The 25827-nt window shown below is 45.7% G+C and carries 23 protein-coding genes; 17 read left to right on the forward strand and 6 right to left on the reverse strand.

The annotated features are described in order from the left end of the window. Positions 1 to 153: 153 nt before the first annotated feature. The 9 genes from speA to DKW60_RS11845 all read left to right on the forward strand — a co-directional run bounded on the left by speA (position 154) and on the right by DKW60_RS11845 (position 10304). Complete coding sequence (gene speA, locus DKW60_RS11805; protein ID WP_109837855.1) at positions 154 to 2073, forward strand: biosynthetic arginine decarboxylase; 1920 nt, start codon at positions 154 to 156, stop codon at positions 2071 to 2073. Positions 2074 to 2148: 75 nt separating this feature from the next. Further along, positions 2149 to 3084 carry an AAA family ATPase gene (locus DKW60_RS11810; RefSeq protein WP_109837856.1) on the forward strand — a complete coding sequence of 312 codons (936 nt, stop codon included), beginning with the start codon at positions 2149 to 2151 and terminating at the stop codon, positions 3082 to 3084. 11 nt (positions 3085 to 3095) lie between these two features. Beyond that, the gene (locus DKW60_RS11815; protein WP_109837857.1) at positions 3096 to 3734 is read left to right on the forward strand and encodes a DUF3226 domain-containing protein; all 639 of its coding nucleotides are present in this window, start codon (positions 3096 to 3098) and stop codon (positions 3732 to 3734) included. A 96-nt stretch (positions 3735 to 3830) separates the two neighbouring features. Further along, positions 3831 to 5066: a saccharopine dehydrogenase family protein gene (locus DKW60_RS11820; protein WP_109837858.1), complete on the forward strand. Its 1236-nt coding sequence runs from the start codon at positions 3831 to 3833 to the stop codon at positions 5064 to 5066. Positions 5067 to 5068: 2 nt separating this feature from the next. Next, positions 5069 to 6232 carry a carboxynorspermidine decarboxylase gene (nspC, locus tag DKW60_RS11825; RefSeq protein ID WP_109837859.1) on the forward strand — a complete coding sequence of 388 codons (1164 nt, stop codon included), beginning with the start codon at positions 5069 to 5071 and terminating at the stop codon, positions 6230 to 6232. Positions 6233 to 6329: 97 nt separating this feature from the next. Further along, positions 6330 to 7190, forward strand: a complete 861-nt coding sequence (locus DKW60_RS11830) for an alpha/beta hydrolase (RefSeq protein WP_109837860.1) — start codon at positions 6330 to 6332, stop codon at positions 7188 to 7190. 224 nt (positions 7191 to 7414) lie between these two features. Then, a complete protein-coding gene (locus DKW60_RS11835) occupies positions 7415 to 7930 on the forward strand; it encodes a M23 family metallopeptidase (protein WP_109837861.1) in 516 nt (171 codons plus the stop codon). After that, positions 7927 to 8625 (forward strand): response regulator transcription factor, encoded by a 699-nt coding sequence (locus tag DKW60_RS11840; protein WP_109837862.1) that lies wholly within the window; start codon positions 7927 to 7929, stop codon positions 8623 to 8625. The genes DKW60_RS11835 and DKW60_RS11840 overlap by 4 nt, the downstream gene beginning before the upstream one ends. Then, on the forward strand, positions 8616 to 10304 hold the full coding sequence (locus DKW60_RS11845) for a sensor histidine kinase (RefSeq protein ID WP_109837863.1): 1689 nt from the start codon (positions 8616 to 8618) through the stop codon (positions 10302 to 10304). The genes DKW60_RS11840 and DKW60_RS11845 overlap by 10 nt, the downstream gene beginning before the upstream one ends. Before the next feature lie 10 nt (positions 10305 to 10314). Here DKW60_RS11845 and DKW60_RS11850 read toward each other — a convergent pair whose 3' ends face one another. The 3 genes from DKW60_RS11850 to rimO form a co-directional block, all read right to left on the reverse strand. Then, the gene (locus DKW60_RS11850) at positions 10315 to 11364 is read right to left on the reverse strand and encodes a coproporphyrinogen III oxidase (RefSeq protein ID WP_109837864.1); all 1050 of its coding nucleotides are present in this window, start codon (positions 11362 to 11364) and stop codon (positions 10315 to 10317) included. 25 nt (positions 11365 to 11389) lie between these two features. Further along, positions 11390 to 12127: an FKBP-type peptidyl-prolyl cis-trans isomerase gene (locus tag DKW60_RS24520; protein ID WP_109837865.1), complete on the reverse strand. Its 738-nt coding sequence runs from the start codon at positions 12125 to 12127 to the stop codon at positions 11390 to 11392. A 131-nt stretch (positions 12128 to 12258) separates the two neighbouring features. Beyond that, the gene (gene rimO / locus DKW60_RS11860; RefSeq protein WP_109837866.1) at positions 12259 to 13599 is read right to left on the reverse strand and encodes a 30S ribosomal protein S12 methylthiotransferase RimO; all 1341 of its coding nucleotides are present in this window, start codon (positions 13597 to 13599) and stop codon (positions 12259 to 12261) included. Positions 13600 to 14592: 993 nt separating this feature from the next. On the opposite strand from rimO, the gene DKW60_RS11865 reads away from it, so the two are divergent. Further along, the gene (locus tag DKW60_RS11865) at positions 14593 to 15483 is read left to right on the forward strand and encodes a phosphoribulokinase (RefSeq protein WP_109837867.1); all 891 of its coding nucleotides are present in this window, start codon (positions 14593 to 14595) and stop codon (positions 15481 to 15483) included. A 141-nt stretch (positions 15484 to 15624) separates the two neighbouring features. Next, positions 15625 to 16161 (forward strand): cytochrome b, encoded by a 537-nt coding sequence (locus DKW60_RS11870; protein ID WP_109837868.1) that lies wholly within the window; start codon positions 15625 to 15627, stop codon positions 16159 to 16161. 57 nt (positions 16162 to 16218) lie between these two features. On the opposite strand, the gene DKW60_RS11875 is transcribed toward DKW60_RS11870, so the two are convergent. Next, positions 16219 to 17232: a CDP-6-deoxy-delta-3,4-glucoseen reductase gene (locus DKW60_RS11875; protein WP_109837869.1), complete on the reverse strand. Its 1014-nt coding sequence runs from the start codon at positions 17230 to 17232 to the stop codon at positions 16219 to 16221. A gap of 98 nt (positions 17233 to 17330) precedes the next feature. Here DKW60_RS11875 and DKW60_RS11880 point away from each other — a divergent pair, with 98 nt between their 5' ends. The 6 genes from DKW60_RS11880 to DKW60_RS11905 all read left to right on the forward strand — a co-directional run bounded on the left by DKW60_RS11880 (position 17331) and on the right by DKW60_RS11905 (position 24836). Beyond that, positions 17331 to 18350 (forward strand): hypothetical protein, encoded by a 1020-nt coding sequence (locus DKW60_RS11880; RefSeq protein ID WP_109837870.1) that lies wholly within the window; start codon positions 17331 to 17333, stop codon positions 18348 to 18350. Positions 18351 to 18964: 614 nt separating this feature from the next. After that, positions 18965 to 21847, forward strand: coding sequence for a ribonucleoside-diphosphate reductase subunit alpha (locus DKW60_RS11885; RefSeq protein ID WP_109837871.1), 2883 nt, complete (start codon positions 18965 to 18967; stop codon positions 21845 to 21847). An 84-nt stretch (positions 21848 to 21931) separates the two neighbouring features. Continuing rightward, positions 21932 to 23290 (forward strand): ribonucleotide-diphosphate reductase subunit beta, encoded by a 1359-nt coding sequence (locus DKW60_RS11890; protein WP_425451331.1) that lies wholly within the window; start codon positions 21932 to 21934, stop codon positions 23288 to 23290. Positions 23291 to 23512: 222 nt separating this feature from the next. Then, positions 23513 to 23737: a DUF2188 domain-containing protein gene (locus DKW60_RS11895; protein ID WP_219988738.1), complete on the forward strand. Its 225-nt coding sequence runs from the start codon at positions 23513 to 23515 to the stop codon at positions 23735 to 23737. Between the two features lie 223 nt (positions 23738 to 23960). Beyond that, a complete protein-coding gene (locus tag DKW60_RS11900; protein WP_109837873.1) occupies positions 23961 to 24311 on the forward strand; it encodes a helix-turn-helix domain-containing protein in 351 nt (116 codons plus the stop codon). After that, on the forward strand, positions 24312 to 24836 hold the full coding sequence (locus DKW60_RS11905; RefSeq protein ID WP_109837874.1) for an ImmA/IrrE family metallo-endopeptidase: 525 nt from the start codon (positions 24312 to 24314) through the stop codon (positions 24834 to 24836). A 386-nt stretch (positions 24837 to 25222) separates the two neighbouring features. On the opposite strand, the gene DKW60_RS11910 is transcribed toward DKW60_RS11905, so the two are convergent. Both DKW60_RS11910 and DKW60_RS11915 read right to left on the reverse strand, forming a co-directional pair. Continuing rightward, on the reverse strand, positions 25223 to 25513 hold the full coding sequence (locus DKW60_RS11910; protein ID WP_109837875.1) for a type II toxin-antitoxin system RelE/ParE family toxin: 291 nt from the start codon (positions 25511 to 25513) through the stop codon (positions 25223 to 25225). Further along, positions 25510 to 25752, reverse strand: a complete 243-nt coding sequence (locus DKW60_RS11915) for a type II toxin-antitoxin system ParD family antitoxin (protein WP_109837876.1) — start codon at positions 25750 to 25752, stop codon at positions 25510 to 25512. The genes DKW60_RS11910 and DKW60_RS11915 overlap by 4 nt, the downstream gene beginning before the upstream one ends. Positions 25753 to 25827: the final 75 nt, after the last annotated feature.

Raw genomic sequence — 25827 nt, forward strand, 5'->3', positions numbered from 1 at the left:
CCGCTAATTAACAATAAGAAAAATAAGTTACTGACCTTATTTCTTGTATACGGAATCCCAAATATTTGGTGATACAATCCACAGTGCATTCAGATGCGAAGGGGCGAGCTGAGGTCGCCGTTTTATCAGTCTATTTTATGGAAATATTGCTTAATGACTGAATTGCCAGAGACAACGGATTGGTCCGTTGAGCAAAGTGCAGAGCTGTATGGTGTAAGGCACTGGGGAGCAGGGTATTTTGACTTATCAGCAGAGGGCGATGCGACGGTCACTGTTGATATAGAGGGGAGGTCAATAGCGGTTCCTATCATCGATATCGTGCAGGGAATGCAGGAACGAGGCCTGGAGATGCCTTGTGTGCTGCGTGTTGAAAACTTGCTGGATTATCGTATCCAACAGCTAAATGAAGCATTCTCCCGTGCCATCAGGCAGTCAGAGTATCAGAATCATTATCGTGGTGTATTTCCGATTAAAGTGAATCAGCAATGTCACGTTATTGAGGAAATTGCGGACTTCGGGCAGAACTATCATCATGGGCTGGAAGCGGGTAGTAAGGCCGAGCTAATTATTGCTTTGTCGCAACTACGGGATACCGAAAGCCTGATTATCTGTAATGGTTACAAAGACGCTGAATTTATAGAGTTGGGTTTGTATGCCAGACAGATGGGCGTGCGCTGTTTCTTTGTACTGGAAACGCCTACAGAGTTACCCATCATTATCGAACGCAGTCAGGCGCTGGGCATTGAACCGTTGATTGGTGTGCGCTTGCGCTTATCCACCACGGTTGACGGGCATTGGCAGGAAGACAGTGGTGATCGCTCTATCTTTGGCTTATCGACGTCTGCTTTGCTAGATGTCGTGGAGAAGCTGAAAGCCCATAATATGTTGCATTGTCTGCAAATGCTGCACAGTCATCTAGGCTCGCAAATTCCTAATATCCGAAACGTGCGTACCGGTGTGGCAGAGGCTTGTCGCTTCTATAGCGGCCTTGTGTCAGAAGGTGCGCCAATGGGCTACCTCGATTTAGGTGGCGGACTGGCCGTGGACTATGAGGGCAGTAGCAGTAACAGCACGCATAGTATGAATTATCAGCTGGATGAGTATTGCGTAAATATCGTGGAAACGGTGCGTGATACCTTGGATGAGATGGATATAGCGCATCCTGTTTTGGTGTCAGAATCAGGCCGTGCCACGGTGGCTTACTCGTCGATGTTGTTGTTTAATATTTTGGATGTACGCGATCACAAGCCCAGAAAATTGCCTGAGCAACTGCCGGATGATTGCCCCGATGTACTGAAGAATCTGTTTTCAGTATTGGGCACGGTGACCAGTCAGAACTTTCAGGAGTGTTACAACGACGCGCTGTACTACCGCGATGAAGTTCGGGAGATGTTCCATCGCGGGCATGCGACCCTGCGTGACCGAGCCTTAGCGGAGAATATCAATCTTGCTATCTTAGGGCAGATTGCGGCTTTATTACCGAGCATTAGTCGAGTGCCATCAGAGCTTGAGAATCTGCCAGAACTGCTCTCCGATATTTATTACGGCAACTTCAGTTTGTTCCAATCACTGCCGGATGTGTGGGCGATTGATCAGTTATTACCGATTATGCCGGTGCATCGTTTGGATGAAAAACCAACGCGTGATGCCATTATTGCCGACATCACTTGCGATTGTGACGGTAAAATAGACAACTTCGCACTACCAGATGGTCATAGCAAAACCATCCCATTGCACCCGATGAAAGATGATGAAGAATATTACCTCGGCGTGTTCTTGGTCGGGGCTTATCAGGAAACATTGGGTGATTTACACAACTTATTTGGTGATACCAATGTGGTGAGTGTGAAAATTAATGCAGACGCCAGTTTTGACTTTCAGCGTGAGTTTGAAGGTGACAGTATTTCGGATGTATTGAGCTATGTGGAATACAGTCCGAATACGGTGCAGGAGCAATTACGTAAGAAAGCGGAAGCAGCAGTAAGGCAGGGCAAAATTTCAGTTGCCATGCGTAAGCAGATGTTAAAAGCATTTAGAGACAGTTTACAGGGTTATACCTATTTTGAGCGCTAGGTAGCGACCATCTTTAGAGTTGTTTTGTAATGTGAGTTATACTGCAACCCATAGCCAAATTTCAGTGTGGATATCATGCCTTTAGTCCAATCAGTTCACTTTTCAAATTACCGTAATTTCACTGACTTTACGATGGATGGTCTTCAGCGGATTAATCTGATTGTGGGTGACAGTAATGTAGGTAAAACTGGGTTGTTGGAAGGTTTAGTAACACTCTGGGGGAACGAAGAACAATTTAAGGCTTTGCCAAATACTTTCAGAATGAGCTACGGTGATTATACTACATCACTAGACAGTTTTTGGAGTTGGCTTCACCCCCAGAGAAATCATAGTCTAACTATGATATTGAGGTCCACTGACATTGATAATCTAATGAGGGCCGTTAGATATGAAGATCATGTAAGGTATGACCGTGATTCAGTAGAACGTAGTTTGCAAAAAACACCCTACAAAATCAATATTCTACCTATAGGAATTGGGAATTATGAGTTTCAGGTTGATCTATTTAACCAATTAGCTAATACAAAAAATGGTAAGGAAAGCCTTGTAAGTTCGCTCCAGGTTATTGAACCTCGTTTGAAAGGTTTAGATTATCTGAAGCTACCATCCTCAAACCATGCAATGGTTTATGCTGATGTTGATTTAGATTATAAAATTCCTACTACTCAATTTGGCCATGGTTTCACTCGATCAATGGAAATGCTTTCAAACCTGATTCTTTCTGGTTCCGACATTATGATTGCTGATGAAATCGAAAATGGTATTCACTACTCAGCCCTTGGTTCTGTTTGGAAAGCTATCATCGATTATGCAGTAAAAAATGATGTTCAGGTTTTCGCGACAACACACAGTCGGGAGTGTATTGCTGCCGCTCATGAGGCAATGTCAGAGCAGGAAAACTACGAACTCAATGTCATCCGGTTGCAGAACCGGAAAGGTGAGGTGGTAGCGATCAATCATAATAAAGAAGATATTGAAACTGCTTTCGATCTTGGTTTGCCATTACGATAATGAGTTCTGAAATGCCTAAACTACTGGAAATAAGCAAGCCTTTTATCGTGTTGGTAGAAGGCAAAGACGATGCAGAGATGCTTTACTCTTTGACTCATTCGATGGGTATGCCAAAAGACGAATTTCAGGTACTCCAATACGGAGGGAAGCAGAAATTCCCGTCTTTTTTAAAACAGATAACTAATTTTCCTGAGTTTGAAATGGTAACGAAGTTAGCTATATTCAGAGATGCTGATGAAAATAGCCAGTCTGCATTTCAGAGCATCGAGCATCATCTCAAGAGTAGTGATTTAATACCTCAGGACTCTGTTCCTACTCACTCTGGTGAAGTGAAAAAGTCAGATTCAGGCTTTGCCGTTGGTATCTATATAACACCTGACTGTTCGAATAAAGGGGCATTAGAGACTCTTTTGTTGGACTCACTAACAAGTGAAATGAAGTCTGAAATTGAAACCTATGTTACACAAGCAGAAAAGTCTTTAAGTACGGACAGAGCGCGCGATAAGTACAAGAATTCAACTAAAAGTAGGACATATGCTTACTCAGCATTGTTTGAAAATGCTAGTTTTCACGATACGTTTAATAAACGTCTTTGGGATTGGAGTCATCCGACGTTTAATCAATTAAAGACATTCCTCCAAGCATTCTAAATCAAGTGAACTAATCAACGAGGTTTGCCAGCTTCACTACATTTCAAAAACAGTTAAGAGGCGTCAATACCCAAGACGTCATGTGGGAGTATAGCTATGTCTAAAGTTATGATTATTGGTGCCGGCGGTGTCGGTGGTGTGGTAACGCATAAATGCGCGCAGTTACCGGAAATTTTTAGTGAAATCGTTTTGGCCAGTCGCACGGAGTCAAAGTGTCAGGCGATTGCTGATCAAATTGATCGGCCGATTAGCACGGCACAAGTTGATGCGGATAATGTGCCAGAGTTGACTGCCTTGTTAGAAAAAGAGCGTCCATCTCTGGTGATTAATGTCGCGCTTCCTTATCAAGACCTGACCATTATGGATGCGTGCTTAGCAGCGGGTATCGATTATATGGATACGGCAAATTATGAGCCTTTGGACACTGCTAAGTTTGAATACAGCTGGCAGTGGGCGTATCACGATCGCTTTAAAGAAGCAGGTTTGACGGCATTATTAGGTAGTGGTTTTGATCCCGGTGCGACTAATGTTTTTACGGCCTACATCGCTAAGCATTACTTCGATGAGATTCATGAGTTGGATATTATTGATGTCAATGGTGGTGATCATGGCTACCCGTTTGCCACCAACTTCAACCCTGAAATCAATATTCGCGAAGTTACCGCGGAATGTCGTCATTGGGAAAACGGTGAGTTTGTAGAAACACCGGCGATGTCGAAAAAGGCTAGTTTTGCCTGCCCCGAAGGTGTCGGCACTTACAATATTTACCGCATGTACCACGAGGAGCTGGAGTCGCTGACTAAGCATTTCCCTACTATTAAGCGTGCGCAGTTCTGGATGAGTTTTGGTGATAGCTACCTCAAGCATCTGGAAGTATTGGGTAATGTCGGCATGTTGGGCATCGAGCCGATTACTTACAATGGGCAAGAGATTGTGCCGATTCAGTTGCTGGCGCAGATGCTGCCAGATCCTTCCAGTTTAGGCCCAAGAACTAAAGGCCGTACCTGTATCGGTTGTGTGGTGCGTGGTCTGAAGGATGGTAAGGAGCGCATTATTTATTTATACAACACCTGTGATCATCAGGCCTGTTATGAAGAGGTGCAGTCGCAGGCGATTTCGTACACCACCGGTGTGCCCGCTATGATCGGTGCGAAAATGATCTTGGAAGGTAAGTGGAAAGCAGCAGGCGTTAACAATATCGAGCAGTTCGACCCTGATCCGTTTATGGAAGACATGAACAAATACGGTTTGCCATGGAAAGTGATTGAGCTGGATGCGTTTGACTTGGATGACCCAAGCAAAACGCAAGTGGCTGAAGGCAAGGCAGTTTAATAGTGCAGTTTACTGACTTTGGCAAGTTGGATTTATCCCGCTTGCCTTCGCCGTGCTTTGTGGTGGATGAGGTTGCCGTGGAGCGTAATCTCACCATCCTAAAAAGTGTTGCCGATGCCTCTGGCGCTAAAATACTGGCTGCCCTAAAAGCCTTTTCCATGTGGCATTTAGCACCACTGACTGCTCGTTATTTGAGTGGTACTTGTGCCAGTGGTTTGCATGAAGCGCGTTTGGGTCATGAGGAATATGGCGGGGAAGTGCATGTGTTCTCTGCGGCTTTTTCGGAAGCGGATCTAAGCGAATTACTGACGTTTGCTGATCACATTGTGTTTAATTCACAATCCCAATGGCAGCGATTTCAGCCGCACATTCAAAAGGCATTGGAGTCACGACCTATTGATTTTGGTTTACGAATCAATCCCGAGCACTCCGAAGGCACAACACCCATTTATGATCCTTGCGCACCGGGTTCTCGCTTAGGGATTCCACTGTCGCAGTTGGATGAGTCGATGCTTGATGGAATTAGTGGCTTGCATTTTCATACGCTTTGCGAACAGAACTTCGCCCCATTATCACGTACCTTAGACGCAGTTGAGGAAAAATTCGGACATTTACTGCCACAAATGAAATGGGTGAATTTTGGTGGTGGGCATCACATCACTGCACCGGATTATGATCGCGATGGCTTGATTGCTCGTATCAAAGCGTTCTCAGCAAAATACGATGTGCAGGTCTATCTGGAGCCGGGTGAAGCGGTGGCGATTGGTACGGGTGTATTGGTTAGCGAAGTGTTGGATATTAGCTGGAATCAGGTGAATCAGGCGATATTGGATACTTCAGCAACTTGCCATATGCCGGATACTTTAGAGATGCCGTATCGGCCTGATATTACAGGGGCGGGTGAGGCTGATGAATACCCGCACACCTACCGTTTGGGTGGCTTGACCTGCTTATCTGGCGATATTATTTCTGATTATAGTTTTAGCGAGCCTTTGCAGGTTGGGCAGCGTTTGATGTTTGAAGACATGAGCCATTACACCATGGTGAAAACATCTACCTTTAATGGCACGCATTTGCCAGCTTTGGCTGTCTGGAATTCTGAGACGGATGCGTTGGAGATTGTGAAGCAGTTTGGTTATGAGGATTTTAAAGGGCGGTTGTCCTGAACAAAGAACGCCCATAAAAATAGAAAAGTGCAGAGCAGGGAATCCAATTTGATCCCTGCTGTCGTAAAAAAGATGTACATAGACATCGGACGTTCTTATGAAGCTGCGAATCACACACCTGCCTTTTCTGATAATACTTGCCTTCGCATTGCTGAGTAGCGGTTGTGCCAATGTCAAAAAGACCACTGCCATCAACTTGCTTGTCCCATCGGACGGTTACACCAAACGACAACTGAGTTATGGCAGTGACAGACAGCAATCGTTTGATCTCTACCTACCAAAGACCGCGTCACCAAAAATTCCCGTCGTGTATATCTATGGAAGTGCTTGGCGAAAGAAGTTTAATAAATCAGATTTTGTCTTTGTTGCTCAGGCATTAACAAGCCTCGGACATCCCGTGATTGTGCCGGAGCATCGCCGCTTTCCCGAGATTAAATTCCCTGTATTTGTCGAAGATATTGCAGATGCTATCCGCTATGTTGATAGCAATGACATCGGCCTTCCGAAGCCATTCACCAAATACATCCTGATGGGGCATTCTTCGGGAGCACACACCGCCGCATTGTTGGCGACTGACACGAGATATCTGAAACAGCGTAATATAAAAGCACGGTTAGCAGGCTTTATCGGTATGTCCGGGCCTTATGATTTACCGCTGGATGACTCGGAAGTTGCACCTATTTTTAGTACTGCCAATTCACAACGTGCTAAGCCTGTGTTGAATGTGCGTCGCGGTGTGCCACCAGCATTATTGCTGCATGGTTTAGCCGATCCGCGTGTGCCGTCTTACCATACGACACGGTTTAGAGACGCGTTGTTGAGGAGTGGAAATTCAGTGACGATGAAGTTATATCCGGGTGTTGATCATGAAAAGCTGTTGGGTGGAATTGCGCTGCCACTGCGATTTATGAGTAATAGTTTTGTGGATGTTCGAGACTTTTTGAGACGGTATGATTGAAGCAGAGCTGCTAGGTGAGAGGCTAAATTAGTAGCAAAGAACGTTGCTAAGTAAGCGACTTAGTCTGTAGCACTAGCAATCTATTGACGGCAATAGCCATAGCTGAGGCAGTGTAGATCATTATGATGCCGGATATCGATCTGCACAAATCCTGCAAAAAATCCCTGCCAAATTAACAAAGCCATCGCATTGTAATTTCATCTGAATCAAGGACAATTCGTCCTATGAAATCACTGTTTTTACTCGCAATTTTAATATTCCTCCTAGGCTTTCTCCCCAAAGAATCCCGCGTCATGCCTGTGGACGGCGCAACGGTGGTAGACTGGAATCCGAAGTCATTCTGGTATTACCCGTGGGGCCGCTCCGGTGTGCACAAAGGCATCGATATATTCGCACCGATAGGCACTACGGTTCGTGCCACTACCAGCGGCATCGTGTTGTATAGTGGGAACTATGGATTAGGCGGAAAGGTGGTTTATATGTTGGGCGCGAATTGGCGATTTCATTATTATGCACATTTAAACAGCATCGAAGTGTCCTCATTTACGCCGGTGTCAGCAGGACAGGTCATTGGTCAGGTAGGCACTTCAGGAAACGCTGCGGGTAAATCGCCACATCTTCATTACACCATCAAAAGTGCATTCCCCCGTTTTTGGAAATATCGCAGCAGTCATTACTCGGCTTGGCGACGTACCTTTTATATCGATCCCGGCAAGTTTCTGCGAGGTATCCCGCAATGAGTCATAAAAAAATACTGGTCGTGGATGATGATCCGCACATTCGTGAAGTGATTAGCTTTGCACTGGAAAAAGCTGAAATGTCAGTTGCCATCGCAGAAAATGGCCAACAAGCACTGGATCTATTTACCAAATCTCCCAGCGATCTAATCGTGCTGGATATCAATATGCCAGAGATGGATGGCTTGGCGTGTTGTCGGGAAATCCGCAAACAATCTGAGGTGCCGATTCTGTTTTTATCCTCGCGTGATGATGAGATTGATCGCATTCTGGGCTTGGAAATTGGTGGGGATGACTACGTGACCAAGCCATTTAGCCCACGTGAATTAGTTGCCCGCATCAACGCTATTCTCAAGCGAACACAAGCGCAACAGGTGCCAGAAGAAACGAGCGACTCCTGTTTAAGGCAAGGATTGCTGACAATGAATACCGAGGAGCACACTGTTTCGTGGAATGAGGAGAGTGTTCATCTGACTGCAACCGAATTTGCGATTCTTGCACAGTTTATGCAGCAACCTTCACGCGTATTTACCCGTGACAGCATTATGAGTAGTGCTTATCAGTTTAATATACATGTCAGTGACCGAACCATTGATAGCCATATTCGCCACATTCGAAGCAAGTTAGCAGCAGTTGGCTGCAAAAGCGTTATAGAAACCTTGCACAGTGTCGGTTACAAACTTGCCCCATGCGAATAAATGCCCGCCATCGTAGCCGTCGGTTATTCCGGCTGCGAACGATTCTATTAGTGGTGATGCTGTCGGTGCTGGTGTTGCCGATTGCCAGTGTGTTTTTGTTTCGCTTTTATGAAAATGAGCTGGTCAGGCGCACTGAAGAGCAGTTAATTGCTCAGGCAGCGGTGATGGCTGCGACTTATCGGGAGCTACTGCAGCCAAGTAGCCTATCTTCACCCTCTGATGTATCGGATAATAATACGACAAACAACGCCAGTAACCGGATTTTGAATTCTCATTGGGGGCGTACTCAACAATCCTATTACACGCCCATTACACCTACGCTTGAGTTGGCGGGTTACGACATATTGCCGAGGCGAGAGGAAGTGATTCCGGCGAAACAGGCTATTGCTCAGGATGCCTGGCAGGCAGGCCACCGCATGCAATCAATTTTACTGGCTAGCCAACGCATTACCTTGGCAGGTATGCGCATACTGGATCAGTATGGCACGGTGATTGCGGGGCGTACTGAGTTGGGTGGGTCACTCCGGCATGTGCAGGAGGTCAAGCAGGCACTTGCCGGACAATATAGCGCGGTGATTCGTGAACGTATCTCCGATCAACCTCAACCGCCATTGGCTTCATTGAGTCGGGGCACGGGAATCCGGGTATTTGTGGCGCTGCCGGTGAAGCACGAAGGCAAAGTGATTGGTGTCGTGTATCTGTCGCGTACGCCACAAAATATCCTTAAACATATGTACCAGATTCGGGGGAAATTACTGCTGCTTGGGTTGATGTTGGTGTTGGTCACTGGCTTACTGGTATTGTTTATTTCCTCTCGCTTGTCCCGTCCGATTCGTGAATTGATTGGGCAAACGCAGTTATTAACCAAGGGCGAGCAAACCACCATCACCGCAATCAATCAGCCTGGTACTTATGAGCTGGCGCAGCTGTCACAAAGCTTTGCGGAAATGTCCGAAGCACTGCACGAGCGATCCACTTATATTGACCGCTTTGCTTCTCACGTATCGCATGAATTTAAAACGCCATTAACCTCAATGCAGGGTGCACTGGAATTACTTCAGGAGCATGCGGACGATATGCCTGCTGAGCAGCGGCAGCGCTTTTTGGATAATTTATATGAGGATACGCAACGCCTGCGCCGTCTGGTTAATCGCTTATTAGAACAGGCTCGAGCAGATGCCTTACAGCCGTCTAATGAGCGGACTGATTTGTATCCCATATTGGCACAGCAGAAGAGTAACTTTGCAGATCGTGGACTGCTGATTCACTATTCTGGCACTGGCACTGGCACTGGCACTGGCACTGGCACTGGCACTGGGGAGAATTCCGCTCCAGTTTTACGGTTGAATATCGCCCCTGTAGCGCTGGAAACCGTGTTAAATAACTTATTCGAAAATAGCCTGCAACATGGTGCTGACAGAATTATGATTGATGTTGAGAAGGAGAACTCTCAATGCCAAATAATAGTGCAAGACAATGGCTCGGGAATATCCAAAGCCAATCGGGAAAACATCTTCACACCATTCTTTACCACACAGCGCGATAAAGGTGGGACAGGCTTGGGGCTAGGCATTGTTCAATCCTTGCTACAAACCTGGAATGGCTCGATTGAGTTATTGCCGAGTGAGCAGGGCGCTTGTTTTAGAATTACACTCGCCACTCGTATCGGTGTACTGTAAATCAGTAAGCTTACTGATGATTCGCCACCGTAGGCGGAACTGTATTAGCACTCGCCTGCAAATCCAACGCCTCCGGATGTTTCTGATAATGCTGACGAATCTCAATCGCGAGCGACTGCTTCACCGTAGTATCAATCTTACTACCACCTAACTCACCCTGAGCATCTGGCGTATAGGCAATCAAGCGTTTCAATAACTCATCTTGTGGTTCAGTCATATTAGGTAGCCATGACTCCAGCAATGCCTTATCAACCTGTGCAGGCAGCGATCCCAATATACCAATATCATTTTGATCATGAATTAGCAGGCCGGAGGTGGTCCCTCTGTCTAGTGTCAGCACCTGCAGGAAATAAAGCGTGTGGTAGGCCAGTTGCTGTTTGAAATCATCCTGCTTGGGCATCGGATTATTATCAATCGCCTGACTCAGAATATCCGCGTAGGTATCGATAATCCGACTAATCACCCGCTCGGCTAACTGGATGTCAGCACTGGCATCAGCCGTGTGATAGTTCTCAAGATAAAAATGGCAGACGCCGCGATGACGATCGAGGGCAGGGATAAAGAAATAACGATTTCCCTGTGCTTCGGCTTCAGCAAATTGCTCAGGCGCGGCTTCTTCCAAACAGCGGCGGAATTGCGCGGTTGCATCCGGACTTTCAATGGCAGGGTTTAAGTCCGCCATAATGCGCCAGTAACCTTGACCGTTCTTCAACTCCGTCCAACTGACGTGTAAATGTACTGAGGGAGCAAGCGGATTGCGCGGGTGAATGATGCTGGACAATGCCGTGGCAGAGCCCAGTGATTTCATATCATCGTCTTCGTATTGCACTTGCGATACATTGACAGAGCCGCGATTAAATACCGCCTCATCATTTGCAACGTAGCGTACACCACCACCGTGTCGGCCTTCTGCACGAAACCACTCGACCGGTTCAAATGCGCTGTTAGTTCCAGCGGCCTGACTGATCAACTCCATGCGTTTCACTAGCTGCTGCTGTAAGGCATTCACTAACTCATAGGCACGCTGAGCCGATGGCGATTGTGCTTCAATCCGTTGCATCAGATTCCCTCTTTAAATAAACGAATTACTTAACTTGTTCTACTTCAGTTGTTGCTTCTGCTTCTGCTTCTGCATCAGCAGCAGGCTTTACGATTTCGAGAAGCTCAACTTCAAAAATCAATGTCTCGCTTGGACCAATACTCGCACCAGCACCACGTGTGCCATAAGCCAACTCAGAAGGAATAACGAAGCGGTACTTACTGCCCACATTCATTAACTGAACCCCTTCAGTCCATCCCGGAATAACCTGATTCAAACCAAACTCAGCAGGCTGGCCACGCTCGTAAGAGCTATCAAAGGTGGTTCCGTCCAATAGCGTGCCTTTATAGTGTACTTTGACGATATCAGTCGCTTTTGGCTTATCACCTTCAGCAGCAGTCATTACTTCATACTGAAGACCGCTTTCCGTCACACTCACACCTTCGCGTGCTTTGTTTTCTTCTAAATAGGCTTTACCAGCCTTGATTGCATCTTCTGCAGCTGCGGCCATTGCGCGGTCTTCACTCGCCTGCATCTCCGCATGCGCTTCATCCATTGTCAGAACCGTCGGCTCACCTTTGTGCTGTGAACGGATACCTTCCAACATAATGTAGTAGTTGATATCTTCGGTGTATTCTTTAAGAATTCTGTCCCCAATCAACATGCCCAAGCTGTAGCTCAGACGCTCGTCCTGAGTCATTTGCTTAGTGCCTGCTGTCTCTGCCATTACACTTCCGGTCATTATTACCGAAGCTACACACGCAGCGATCAGTGTCTTTTTCATATTGTTTTCCTGTAAATAATGGTGTTCTGTTCACTACTGTGTGCCGTTGCATCAGCCACAATAATCGTTAGTTTGACAATAAAATGTCGTTTAAACCACACCCTCACTGGTCAGAGTGTAGTCCAAATGAATCAGGATGGCTCAACCAATTTGCCCCACAGGTCATGTTCATCCGCATGTGTAATATCGACTTCAACAAACTGGCCAGGTTCCAACATTTCGCCTTCCAGATAAACCACACCATCAATTTCCGGTGCATCCATCTTACTGCGGGCAATCGTCAGATCCTCTGCCACATCGTCGGTCAATACCGTCATGCGCTGGCCGATACGTGATGAAAGGATCTCAGCACTAATATCCGCCTGTACTTCCATAAAGCGTTCCAGACGATCCTGTTTTTCATCTTCAGGAACATGGTTTGGCAAGTCATTCGCTGTCGCCCCCTCAACCGGAGAATAAGTAAAACAGCCAACGCGGCTCAGCTTCGCTTCCTGAATGAAATCAAGCAGCGTCTGGAAGTCCTCTTCGGTTTCACCAGGGAAGCCCGTAATAAAGGTACTACGTATGGTGATGTCCGGGCAGATGTCTCGCCAGATCTTGATGCGATCCAAAACCTTCTCAGCATGTGCCGGACGACGCATATCCTTTAAAATGCGGTGGCTGGCATGCTGGAAAGGAATATCCAGATACGGCAAAATCTTGCCTTCAGCCATGAGTGGAATCAACTTATCCACGTGCGGGTAAGGGTATACATAATGCAGACGCACCCAAATACCCAACTCGCCGAGTGCTTCAGATAACTGCTGAATATGCGATTTAATCGGGCGGCCATTCCAGAAGCCGGTTTGATATTTCACGTCCAAGCCATAAGCACTAGTGTCCTGAGACACTACCAATAACTCTTTAACACCAGACTTTGCCAGATTTTCCGCTTCCTGCATTACTTCGCCAATCGAACGAGTCACCAGATCACCCCGCATCGACGGGATAATGCAGAAAGAACAGCGGTGGTTGCAGCCTTCAGAGATTTTCAGATAGGCGTAGTGCTTAGGCGTTAATTTAATGCCCTGAGGTGGTACCAAATCAATAAAAGGGTCATGCGGTGGCTTGACCACATCATGAACCGCAGTCATCACCTCTTCATAAGCATGAGGGCCGCTGACCGCTAATACATCTGGATGTGCTTCCAGAACCTTTTCAGAATCAGCCCCTAAACAACCCGTTACGATTACCTTGCCGTTTTCCTGAAGGGCTTCACCAATGGCATCCAGTGACTCTTCAACCGCAGAGTCAATAAAACCGCAAGTGTTCACAACCACAACATCTGCCCCTTCATAATCCGGGCTTATCTGGTAGCCCTCGGTGCGGAGTTGCGTAATGATGCGCTCGGAATCAACCAAAGCCTTGGGGCAACCCAAGCTAATCATTCCTACACGGCCTGCATCGGCTTGATTGGGTGACATTTGACTCATTAGTATTCTGGCTCTGAAAAAATCAGGTCATTGTACACCAATTGGGTTGATGCGTTCATTTAGAATAAGTGTTAATGTGCATTGCGCAACAAATAGCGAACACAATATGTTGTGCTCATCAGAAGCCCCAAGCCATATTGACTTATTCACAATATTACGAAGTTCGTAATATTTTGTTCATATAGCAGATATTAACCATAATACGCTACTGAAAATACGTCTAAGTTATTGATATTTATTTGAATAATGGTTTTCGGGGAAAGTTTCCCCCTTTTGCATACAGCCCCATAAATAAAGGCTTTGAGGGGCTTATGAGCTTTTAGTCCACAAAGTTATCCACAGGTATTGTGGACAACTGTGAGTAAATTTTTAATATTTTACAAAGCAATAAGTTAGCATTCAAATGGCTTCTTTTTACTTATTTGTGACCGTGTAAACTAGAGATAACTTTGAGCCTGCTACCGTTCGGCTCATGGTCGTCTTAAAGCTTAATTTTTGCTTAATTTTAGCTGAACTATTTTTTTGAAAAAGTGAATCATTGAAATTATGCATCCACTTATACACATATACCGCTTGTCAGAGTGCAAATGGCATGATAGCCCATTTTTCGCTTAATATGCGTTAGTATTTAAATTTATATCATTGATATATATAGGTTTATTGGGGTGGTTTGAAAATTAAGCAATTTGATGATTGGTAGTATAAATCAGCTATTAGTACAGACGGTAGTACACTGTCAACAGAGTTATCCACAGGCTGTGACAGATTGTGTGAAAAAAAAATTGTCAAGTTTGTTCAGTTTGAAAAAATAGAGATAGAGACTTGATATGCGCAGATAATTCTGAATTCGCCTTCTTAGGGTGGTTTATTTTTAAGCGTAATAACATTAAAACTTAAATGATTCAGAGTTGCGTGCTGTTTTACTGCTAAATTGAGTCTGGTTTACAATTCCTTCTATTCCACAGTAGGCACCATTTTCGGAGAGTCAGTACCATGTCAGTCAAACATCCAATTGTTGTTGTAACAGGATCGTCAGGTGCGGGTACGACTTATGTCCGTGATGCCTTTGTGAATATCTTTCGCAGAGAGTCGATGAATCCTGTCATCATCGAAGGTGACAGCTTTCATAGCGTGACACGAGATGAGTTTAAACAAGCCGCAGCCTCTGCCGGTGATCACTATAGTCACTTCGGTCCTGAGGCCAATGACTTCAAAGCCTTGCAGCAAACCTTTGAGGAATATGGAGAATACGGAACCACACGTCGCCGCTATTATCTCCATAATGAGACTCATGTAAATCGCCATAGCCAGCGCCTGAATGTACCGTTGAAACTCGGCGGTTTTACACCGTGGGAAGATATCGAAAAAGGGACGGACCTGATGCTGTACGAAGGTTTGCACGGCTTGGTGACTGACCCGGAGCAGGATATCGATCTGCGGCCTTTTGTAGACTTGGCGATTGGTGTAGTGCCAAGTATCAATCTGGAGTGGATTCAGAAGATTCACCGCGACCATGCCAAACGCGGTTATAACGAACAACAGGTTGTGGATACCATTTTGCGCCGCATGCCGGATTATGTGAATTACATCACTCCGCAATTCGGGGATACCGATATCAACTTCCAGCGCGTGCCGATGGTGGATACCTCCAACCCATTTATTGCACGTGATATTCCTTCGCTTGATGAAAGTAAGGTAGTGATTCGTTTTAAACGGCCAGCCAAACACAATATCGACTTTCCGTTTTTACTGAGAATGATCGAGCACTCGTTTATGTCGCGTCGTAATACCATTGTGGTGCCGGGTAATAAAATGTCACTGGCGATGGAAACGATTTTAACGCCGATTCTGGAGAATCTGTTGGAGCAAAGTAAACTGGCATAACGGTATGGGATGAAGCGTTAAAATAAGGAGCGATTGTGCACTCTGTTTTACAATCATTTACATAGCATACGCTGGCTTTGAACCAAGGATTTATTCATGATTTACACTTTCTAAATCCCCTTATTAAGTATTAAAAAAGTCATGAATAATAAACTCTCAATACAAACCATTCTGTTGCATTGGTTAACCGCTGTTCCTTTTCTGGCAGCACTCGGCATCGGTCTTTACATGGAAGATCTGCCTAACGGTCCGGACAAATTCGAGCTCATGGCAAACCATAAATCGATCGGGCTTATGGTTCTGTTGATTGCCGCTATCCGCGTGTTATGGCGTGTTAAAGAAGGTCATATCTCCAGTATTTCTAAAGCGCCTTTTTGGCAGGAAACCATGGCTAAGGTCGTACATTATGTGTTGTTGATAGCCACGATTTTGATGCCAGTCTCTGGGATCATGATGTCAGTCGGTGGTGGCAGAGCACTGGAGTTCTTTGGAATACAGCTCATCGCAGCCGGAGATAAGATAGAGTGGTTGAGTGAGATTGGTCATACCTTCCACGGCCTTGCACCCAAGGTGATCATGCTGGCTTTATTCCTGCATATTGTGGGTGCGTTGAAGCATCAGTTTGTGGAGAAAGATGGCACGATTAGTCGTATGTTGGGTAAGGGGAATAAGGCTTAAATAACCCTTCATCCAAGGGTGAAGGGCTAAGTCAGTTATTTTGATGGGTAGGAATGATTACCCATCATTGCTGTACTCAAAAGCATCCGCAAACAACTGCATCTGCGGCAACCCCTGTGCTCTAAACCGCTGCGTGGCCGCCACAATCATCTGCGGTGGGCCCGCCATATACACATCAAAGCCGGATAAATCAGGATAGTCCTTGGCAACCACCTCATGTACATAACCTTGCTGACCTTGCCAGTCATCCTCTTCAGCTGCTTGCGACAGCACTGGCGTGTAGTCAAACCGTTCGCCTTGCGCCCACCGCTGCGCCAGCGCATGCAGATACAAATCTACCTTGGCCCGCGCACCCCAGTACAAATGAATCGGGCGGGTATCTTCTTCAGCCTGCAACTGTTCGATCATACTTTTAATCGGCGCAAATCCGGTGCCCCCAGCAATCATAATAATCGGGCGGTTGGATTCTTCGCGCACATAAAAATCCCCCAGCGGCGCTTCCAGACGCACCAGTGTTTTTAGTTGAAATATATCAAACACCATTTGTGTAAACTCGCCACCGGGCACTAAGCGAATGTGCAGTTCCAGAAATTCATCATTCACCGGCGCATTGGCAATGGAAAAGGCGCGACGTTTGCGATTGCGTAATAAGAAGTCCAGATATTGGCCGGCACGAAACATCAGCCGTTCGCTGGCAGGCAGGGCGAGGCGCAGTTCCATGACATCCGGCGCTAATTTTTTAACGGAGATCACCTGAGCGGGTAAGGTTTTCACGCGGATCTCATCACGACTGCGAATTTCCCGCACGTCGATGGTTAAATCAGAGCGAGCCTTGGCTACACAAAACAGTGCCTGACCGCTGGCATGGTCACTTTCCATGAGCCCCATTGGTAGCCCTTCAGGGTAGTCGATGTCGCCACTAATCACCTTGCCAAAGCAAGTACCACAGGAGCCGCCGCGACAACCATAGGGGAACATAATGCCGTGTTTTAGCGCGCCGTCTAATACGTATTCGTCTTCAGCCAGTTCAAACTGATGACCGCTGGGCTGAATCGTAATTTGATACGACATTACTAATACCTATCATTCATGGAATTATTTGAAATTAGCCCAATCTTAACGAATAGATCGGTTAAAATCTGCAAAACCATCATATCAAGGAGCGTTTGATGAGCCCATTTAAAATCAGCGGTATTTGTTTGGCATTCGTTGTGCTGAGCGGCTGCGGCAATGATCCGGAGCCGGAGAAGTCGCTGCCGACTCTGGTTGTTGATAATACTGAGCGTTTCGCGCCGGTTGAATTAAAAATTCCTGGTGTGGGAGAGGATACACCGACTGATGCCACCGTGTTGAAAATTCCGGATACCCCTGCCTCTGCGCCAGACGCTGATGCAACAAAGCCTGCTGATGCTAAGTCGGATGATAATGCATCGACAGATGTGGCTCAGGTTCCTGCCAATGGAGCTGAGCAGCAAGTAGGGCAGCCGGTATCGAATACAGAAATTCCTCGCCCGTTATTGTTGAGTGATGTGGTGCATCGTCGTTTCAGTAGTTTGCTGCAAGGCCCGAGCGAAATGCCGATTATCGATGCGGTGTTTTATCCCTTGGGTTGGTCGCCAGACGGTAAGCTGGCTTATGCCATTGAGCCACCGGATGAAGCGGTCGGCAGTTATTTTCTGAATGTGTATATTCAGGATTTGGTGACGGATAAGATTCTTTGGCAAGATAAATACCAAAGTCCGCCGGAGTCGAATGAAGGTTATCAGTCGTTCGCTGCTTATTGGATGGCGAAAGAGACGGATATGAAAACGCGTTTTGATAAGTTGGGCATTAAACCCATGCAGGAAGGTGTGCTGTTTGGTGGCGCGATTAATTATGACAATGATCAGATCAGCTATTCGGTACAAAAGAAACTGAAAGCGCAGCCTGACTTTGGCAATATCGCGATGGTGTCGGATTATCAGGTGCAGGTGACCTCTGCGGTGCGTGGGTCTAAAACGGTTCACAAAGAAACCTTTAAAGCACCGTTGGGAGTGTTGGATCTGGATGTGATTGGTTATATGCGTTCGGGTGACCCGGAGCGTGTGGCTTTATTGGTTGGTGGTGTGAGGCGTGGTTGGGAAGGCCCGCCACATGTGACCTGGTTTAAGGTGATTGGTGCTAACCTTAAGCGTGGTTTTAAAAAGTAGATACACCAGAAGGCAGGGTAGTCTGAGTGGCTTTTTAGATTACCCTGTTTTCACCGCTTGATGTTCAATCACTCCTCAAACTGCTGCATCGCACAAATCAAAAGTTACACAAATAGATGTACGTAATGCCATCTCCTCATCGGTAAAAATAAGAATTTAATCAGTTTTTTTGTCACCACTACATATAGTAATAAAATTATTTAGCCTCAGTCGGGTTAGCTTTTTTCCACAGCTAAAAATGGTTTTTTGTAATGGCTTGAAAGTTATTGTTTAATCTTGCCCTGAAAGCCTTTGTTACCGATCATTCAGTACTTTTCTGGCTGATAGTTGTTGATTTTATCATAAAGATATCTCCTATTATTCCCTTGTTTATCCACAAAAATATCCACAAGCGAAAACGTAACAAACTACATCATGTAGTAGTTATATCTTAGCCATAACACAATTTGTGGTGTTTGCCAGAACTTGAAAGTGGTTTATCTACTCTCTTGATGCGTGCTATAGTTTCCGCAGGGTTTGTGGGCGAAGTCTGAATGTTAATTTTCATAAAAAATACGTACTAGTCAGTTCGCACGCGCCAGCTAAAACAATATTTTGATTTCGGAGACACCTGAATGAGTACTGCTAGCGACGATCTGTCGATTACTTCTGACGCACCTGTCAATTACACAAACACTGCACCAGAAGTCCAAACTACTGCGGATGCACCTTATAAAGTGATTCGTCGCAATGGCAGCGTTACGCCATTTGATGTCAGCAAGATTGAAGTGGCATTGACTAAAGCATTCCTTGAAGTGGAGGGTGGTGTGGTTGCTGCATCCTCTCGCGTCCATCAGGAAGTGAAAGAGCTGGCGGCTCAGGTGAATGACTCGCTGTTTCGCCGTATGCCGAATGGCGGTGTGGTGCATATCGAAGACGTTCAGGATCAGGTTGAATTGGCGCTAATGCGTGCCGGTGAGCAGAAAGTTGCCCGTAGCTACGTGTTGTATCGTGAAGAGCGTTCGCGTTTACGTGCTGAGAAAGAGAGCAAAGCGGCGCCTAAATCAAAAGGTGCGGCAAAGAAGCCTGTACTCCACATCACAACCGCTGACGGTGAACGTAAGCCTTTGGATGAAAAGCGTCTGAAGAAGGTTATCAAAGAGGCCGTTTCAGGGCTGAGTGGTGTCGATGCTGACGTGGTGTTAGCAGAAAGCATGCGTAACTTATTTGACGGTATTCCGGAGAAGGATGTGGGCTCTGCTCTGGTCATGGCCACTCGCGTGATGATCGAGAAAGATCCTAATTATTCTCAGGTTGCAGCGCGTTTATTGATGGACTCTGTGCGTCGTGAAGCGCTGACTATGTTAAATGGTCGTGCCACTGAAGCAACTCAGTCTGAGATGAAAGCGATCTACCCTGAAATGTTGGGTAAATACATTCGTAAAGCCGCTGAGTTGGAATTGGTGGATGATGAGCTGACACGCTACGACCTGAAAAAGCTGGGTGCGGCGATTAAGCCAACACGTGATCAGCAGTTCACTTATCTTGGTTTACAGACGCTATACGACCGTTATTTCGTACACGTTGATGGCGTACGTTTCGAGCTACCGCAAATCTTCTTTATGCGCGTAGCGATGGGCTTGGCGATTAATGAAGTGGATCGTGAAGCACGTGCGATTGAATTCTACGACCTGTTGTCTAGCTTTAACTTTATGAGCAGCACGCCGACACTGTTTAACTCAGGTACATTACGTCCTCAGTTGTCATCGTGCTATCTGACGACAGTGCCTGATCACTTGGGCGGCATTTACGATGCGATTAAAGATAACGCTTTGTTATCTAAGTACGCGGGTGGTTTGGGTAATGACTGGACGTCGGTACGTGGTCTTGGCTCACACATCAAAGGCACGAACGGTAAATCACAAGGTGTGGTGCCATTCCTGAAAGTTGCTAACGATACCGCTGTTGCGGTAAACCAAGGTGGTAAGCGTAAAGGTGCGGTCTGTGCCTATCTTGAGACTTGGCATATCGATGTCGAAGAGTTTATTGAGTTGCGTAAGAACACGGGTGATGACCGTCGCCGTACGCACGATATGAACAGCGCGAACTGGATTCCGGATTTATTCATGAAGCGTGTCGCAGAGGAAGGTGATTGGACGCTGTTCTCGCCGGATGACTGCCCTGACTTACACGATCTGTCTGGCCTTGCCTTTGAGACGAAGTACAAAGAATACGAGGCGATGGCAGAAAAAGGTGAGATCAAACTTACCAAGAAAATCAAAGCATTGGATCTGTGGCGCAAGATGTTGGGTATGTTGTTTGAAACAGGTCACCCGTGGATTACCTTTAAAGACCCTTGCAATATTCGTTACAGCAACCAGCACGTGGGCGTGGTTCACAGCTCAAACCTATGTACTGAGATCATGCTTCATACTAATGAAGATGAGATTGCGGTGTGTAATCTTGGTTCTATCAATATCGCAGCGCATACCAAAGCTGACGGTATCGATATGAAGATGCTGAAAAAGACGGTCAACACTGCCATGCGCATGCTGGATAACGTGATCGACTATAACTATTACAGTGTGCCTCAGGCGCGTCGTTCTAACTTGCAGCATCGCCCGGTTGGATTGGGTCTGATGGGCTTCCACGATGCGTTATACAAGCAAGACTTGGTATATGCCTCAGAAGCGGCGGTACAGTTTGCTGACGAGAGTATGGAAGCGATTTCTTACTTTGCTATCACTGCCTCAAACGAGTTGGCAAAAGAGCGTGGTGCATACCCAAGCTTTAAGGGGTCGCTATGGGATCGTGGCATCCTGCCGATTGATTCTCTGGAGTTACTTCAGGAAGCACGTGGCGAGAACTATTTACAAATTGATAAATCCAGCACATTGGATTGGGACAAGCTGCGCGCGAGTGTCAAAGATCACGGCATGCGTAACTCTAATGTGATGGCGATTGCGCCGACTGCAACGATTTCAAATATCTGTGGTGTGAGCCAATCGATTGAACCGACTTACCAGAACTTATTCGTAAAATCGAACTTGTCTGGCGAATTTACAGTGGTTAATCCTTACATGGTTGAAGAGCTGAAAAGCCTTGGTCTGTGGGATGACGTGATGATTAATGACCTGAAATACTTTGACGGTAGCTTGCAGCAAATTGAGCGTATTCCTGCCAATGTGCGTGAGAAATATGCCAGTGCTTTTGAAATCGACCCTCGCTGGTTGGTGGAAGCGGGTAGCCGTCGTCAAAAATGGATCGACCAAGGCCAGTCACTCAACTTATACATGTCTGAGCCGTCTGGCGCGAAAATGGATAACTTGTACAAACTCGCTTGGGTGCGTGGTTTGAAAACGACTTATTATCTACGTTCTATGGGGGCAACTGCCATGGAGAAAACGTCAGGTGATGAACCTGTTGCAACGAGTCGTGGACTAACTGATAATGCGCCGCCATCAGCGGCCCCAAGTGCCTGTTCTATCCTAGACCCGGAGTGTGAAGCATGTCAGTAAAACGCAGATTGACCCGTACTACTAGTCGAACTAATAAGCAAAGCGCGCGTTTAAACGCAACGCGTCAGAAAAGGAGAACAACACATCATGCTAAATTGGGACAACCCGCTAACGCCAAGCAAACCGGCGAGTAAAGCAAATACAGGGGCTGCTGAACAAGCAGCTCCAGGCTCAACGCCATCGGAAAAACTAGCAGATGCGTTTAGTTCTTATGCATCTAGCAATGCTCTGATGGATCAGCCTGCCAGAGCCGTAGAGGCTACAGCACCTGCTGTCGCTCCTGCAAATACGGGAATCTCATTCGATGATACACCTGCGGCTCCGGCTGAGGTGGTTAGAGAAGAGGCTCCTGTAGCACCCACCGCTGCCGTTAAACCTGTAACGGGTGATGCAATGGCGGGTATGTTCACCGAGCAAATGGGCGTCACTGGTAAAGTGATGACGGCGGTTAACTCTAATGATAAGCGCGTCATAAACGGTCAGGGTGATGTCAATCAGCTGGCACCGTTTAAGTACCCGTGGGCATGGGAATATTTCCTGAATGCCAATAAAAATCACTGGACGCCACTCGACATCAACATGGCGCAGGATGTGCATGATTACAATCACACCCTGACCGATTCTGAGAAGCACGTCTATGAGAATGTTCTGGCTTACCTGACCACTTCCGACATTCTGGCCATGCGCAATATTGGTCTGGCGGTAATGGAAAAGATGACCGCGCCTGAGTTACAGATTTATCAGGCACGTCAGGTGTATGAAGAAGCGCTACACACGTGGACGTATCAGCACTGTATCGAGACTTTAGGTCTGGATCAGGCGGAGATTTATAACCGCTACCGTGTTGTTCCAGAGATCAATCAGAAGATTCAGGTAGCCAACCGTCGCCTTGAAGATGTGATGCGCTCAGATATGGATCTGACGAATCAGGATGATCTGAACAGCTTCGTTATGTCGTACATGTTCTTCTCTGGCATCTTTGAAGGTAGCTGGTTCTACAATGGTTTCACGCCGATCTTCTCGCTGCAACGTCGTGGTTTGATGAAGGGTACTTCCGAGCAGCTGCAATACATTATGCGCGATGAAGTGATGCATGCATCATTCGGTATCCGTGTGGTTAAGCAGATCCTGTTGGAAAACGAAGTACGTCTTGACCCTAAGGCCATTCGCCAGATGTGGGATGAGTCGGAAGCGGCTGAAGCAGGTTATGCCCGTTACATTCTGCGTGATCCTATTCTGGGTTATAACGCGGATGATCACATCGAGCAGTTCAGATTTATCGCTAACCGACGCGCACGTCAGTTAGGGCTGGAAGAGCCGTTCCCCGGCGCACAAAGCCGTACTCCTTGGTTGGATGAGCAAGCGAATATGAAGAAGGAGAAAAACTTCTTTGAAACGCGTGTTACTGAGTACCAGACGGGTGGGGCGCTGAAGTGGGATTAATCTAAAATTTATACGTAAGCCTTATTTCTTGTAAGGTTTACGGTAAATGTCCTTTTGGACTTTTTGCTGATGGCAAAATGAAAAAAGGACGAAACCATTGATGGCTCGTCCTTTTCCAGAGTACTGCTTTGGTAAACAGACTGCGTTAGAACTATCAGTTTACCTTTCTAGTACCCTCGAAACAAGCCTTCATTTTTTGCAATTGTTATTGAGGGCATTGTTATGTCTAATCAACATGTAGTACCCCATTCTCGCGGATGGGCAGTTAAAGGTGCGGGTAATTCTCGCGAAACATCAGTCCATTCAACACAAAAGGATGCAATTGATGCTGGAAGAAATATTGCTATAAATCAAAAATCTGAACTTGTCATACATCGTTCAAATGGAAAAATTCGTGATAAGAATAGCTATGGTAACGATCCTTTTCCACCTCGAGATAAGAAGTAGTTACTGATGAGGGTTTGTTCATATGAGCAAATCCTCAGGACTAAATTTTAATCCAGAAATTCTTTAAACCATTGCCCTATGAAGAATTATGCCATTCTTTTAAAAGTATTCATGATTAAAAAAAACAGGTACTTACGTATCAGTTGTTAGAAATAACAAACTATTGTTTACTAATCTGGTTAACATTGTTATTATAACTGGTAATCACCTATGGAGGACTGTAATGATTACCGAATTTGGAAAATTTATACGTAAGTTGCGAATAGACGAAACTGTTACTTTGCGAAAGATGGCAGATGACCTTGAGCTATCTCCTGCTTACCTATCTTCGGTCGAGACAGGTAAGAAGAAAATAACAGATAACTATTTAGATGCGGTTCTAAGCTACTTTCAGTTATCTGGGGAGGCAGCTATTGAGGCTAAACACCTAGCTGCAATATCTCAGAAGGAGTTAACTATGTCTCTTGAAAAGGCAAACCAAAAACAAAAGAGCTCTGCAGTTATGTTTGCTCGCAGACTTAATACTTTAACTGATGATGAAATAGAGAAGTTGAATCTACTATTGGAGAAATAAATGAAGAGAGAGGGCAGCAAAGTCCCACCAACATCTCTGGTAAAAATCAGGGATGTTGCAAACTATATACGCCAAGCTCTTAACCTTGGTAGTGATAAAGTAAATATGGTGGATCTGTTGGAATCAGTATTACCACAACATATACCAAACTTTTCATTTGAGGTTGTGACTAGGGAGACGTTGGGAAGAGATGAAGCTAGAGCATATCCTGATGAGAACATCATACAAGTCAGAGAGGATATCTATATAGCTGCTACGGATGGAAATAGGCGGGAGCAGTTCACTCTAGCTCATGAACTGGGCCACCTAGTTTTGCATGCAGGATTAGGTAACTCCCGCTCATATGCAAGAAGCTCTTCGGGTCACAGGCCCTATGAAGATTCAGAATGGCAAGCGGATAATTTTGCGGCTGAGTTTCTTATGCCTTATGAGCGATGTAGGAAGCTTAAAAGCAAACAAGAAATTTTTGAAACTTTTGGTGTTTCAACAGCGGCGGCAACGAAGAGATTTGAAAAGATACACTGATTAAAGTGCTCGAACACTTTAATCAGTAGATAAAAGAAAAAGCTGAAACAGCGAAGCTTTCTCTCCTGTGTTTTACGTCATAAAACGCTCTCGATTATAGAGAAGCATAACAGGTTTGTCTATTTTAGACGTCTCGCTCCTGATAAAAGGAGGCTGACATGAAAACTAAAGATATTCATGTTGTAGCATATACTCGTCGACGTAATGGTCGGTTAGAGTATGTATGTTCACACTTTAGATCATCGCCTAATAGATGATCTGAAGTTTTCTAAACTAAAACGGCGGCTACATTACTCTAATGCTAGTCGCTTTTTGATGCCACATATCAAAAGTGTTCTCGGTTTTCAGTATGCGAACTAACTCATTCAAAAGTAGTTATCTTGGAATCAACTATCAATGTGTCGTGCAGGATCCATTCGTTGATGCAAGACCCTCAAAACGATGACATCACTGGCTTCGATTCGATAGTAAATTGCATGACTCTGATAATTTGAGCGCATTAAGCCGTCTCTAACAAAACCATAGTCAGTACTGGAAAGTACGTTTGGTAGATCCATCAGCTTCGCATCTAGAGCATCAACATACTCGTCTGCTTTTATCTCGCCAAAGTTTTCATAAGAGTAAATGTAGATTTTTCTGATGTCGGTTTTAGCGTCCTCAGTTATCCTAACTGTCATAGACCCATTTCACGCTTTGCTTCAGCTTTAATATCGCTCATTGATAATGTGCTAATTCCGCTAGCCTCAGCAGCATCAACCATTTTTCGAAGCTCGTGTATTGCCAGCTGACGTCGCTCTTGATCTCGCCGGATCAGGTCACGAAAGAATTCACTGATATTTCCATATTGGCCAGAACTAATTTGGCTTTCGATATACTGACTCATCGGCTCAGGTACGGAGATAGTGTGTCTTACCATGATTATATCCTGTGAAAAATTATCATATCTAATCATACTGATTATGACTTAGTATGTAAAATCTATCTCACCCTC

The sequence above is a fragment of the Leucothrix pacifica genome (genome assembly GCF_003172875.1).
Classification (GTDB): domain Bacteria; phylum Pseudomonadota; class Gammaproteobacteria; order Thiotrichales; family Thiotrichaceae; genus Leucothrix; species Leucothrix pacifica.

What these genes read in the sequence shown, in the direction of transcription:
- DKW60_RS24520 (WP_109837865.1), bottom strand. Translation starts at nt 12,127, where the DNA reads ATGAAAAAGACACTGATCGCTGCGTGTGTAGCTTCGGTAATAATGACC.
- DKW60_RS11865 (WP_109837867.1), top strand. Translation starts at nt 14,593, where the DNA reads ATGTCAGTCAAACATCCAATTGTTGTTGTAACAGGATCGTCAGGTGCG.
- DKW60_RS11815 (WP_109837857.1), top strand. Translation starts at nt 3,096, where the DNA reads ATGCCTAAACTACTGGAAATAAGCAAGCCTTTTATCGTGTTGGTAGAA.
- rimO (WP_109837866.1), bottom strand. Translation starts at nt 13,599, where the DNA reads ATGAGTCAAATGTCACCCAATCAAGCCGATGCAGGCCGTGTAGGAATG.
- DKW60_RS11870 (WP_109837868.1), top strand. Translation starts at nt 15,625, where the DNA reads ATGAATAATAAACTCTCAATACAAACCATTCTGTTGCATTGGTTAACC.
- DKW60_RS11880 (WP_109837870.1), top strand. Translation starts at nt 17,331, where the DNA reads ATGAGCCCATTTAAAATCAGCGGTATTTGTTTGGCATTCGTTGTGCTG.
- DKW60_RS11835 (WP_109837861.1), top strand. Translation starts at nt 7,415, where the DNA reads ATGAAATCACTGTTTTTACTCGCAATTTTAATATTCCTCCTAGGCTTT.
- speA (WP_109837855.1), top strand. Translation starts at nt 154, where the DNA reads ATGACTGAATTGCCAGAGACAACGGATTGGTCCGTTGAGCAAAGTGCA.
- DKW60_RS11910 (WP_109837875.1), bottom strand. Translation starts at nt 25,513, where the DNA reads ATGACAGTTAGGATAACTGAGGACGCTAAAACCGACATCAGAAAAATC.
- DKW60_RS11900 (WP_109837873.1), top strand. Translation starts at nt 23,961, where the DNA reads ATGATTACCGAATTTGGAAAATTTATACGTAAGTTGCGAATAGACGAA.
- DKW60_RS11905 (WP_109837874.1), top strand. Translation starts at nt 24,312, where the DNA reads ATGAAGAGAGAGGGCAGCAAAGTCCCACCAACATCTCTGGTAAAAATC.
- DKW60_RS11850 (WP_109837864.1), bottom strand. Translation starts at nt 11,364, where the DNA reads ATGCAACGGATTGAAGCACAATCGCCATCGGCTCAGCGTGCCTATGAG.
- DKW60_RS11845 (WP_109837863.1), top strand. Translation starts at nt 8,616, where the DNA reads ATGCGAATAAATGCCCGCCATCGTAGCCGTCGGTTATTCCGGCTGCGA.
- DKW60_RS11915 (WP_109837876.1), bottom strand. Translation starts at nt 25,752, where the DNA reads ATGGTAAGACACACTATCTCCGTACCTGAGCCGATGAGTCAGTATATC.
- DKW60_RS11810 (WP_109837856.1), top strand. Translation starts at nt 2,149, where the DNA reads ATGCCTTTAGTCCAATCAGTTCACTTTTCAAATTACCGTAATTTCACT.
- DKW60_RS11820 (WP_109837858.1), top strand. Translation starts at nt 3,831, where the DNA reads ATGTCTAAAGTTATGATTATTGGTGCCGGCGGTGTCGGTGGTGTGGTA.
- DKW60_RS11895 (WP_219988738.1), top strand. Translation starts at nt 23,513, where the DNA reads ATGTCTAATCAACATGTAGTACCCCATTCTCGCGGATGGGCAGTTAAA.
- DKW60_RS11885 (WP_109837871.1), top strand. Translation starts at nt 18,965, where the DNA reads ATGAGTACTGCTAGCGACGATCTGTCGATTACTTCTGACGCACCTGTC.
- DKW60_RS11830 (WP_109837860.1), top strand. Translation starts at nt 6,330, where the DNA reads ATGAAGCTGCGAATCACACACCTGCCTTTTCTGATAATACTTGCCTTC.
- DKW60_RS11840 (WP_109837862.1), top strand. Translation starts at nt 7,927, where the DNA reads ATGAGTCATAAAAAAATACTGGTCGTGGATGATGATCCGCACATTCGT.
- DKW60_RS11875 (WP_109837869.1), bottom strand. Translation starts at nt 17,232, where the DNA reads ATGTCGTATCAAATTACGATTCAGCCCAGCGGTCATCAGTTTGAACTG.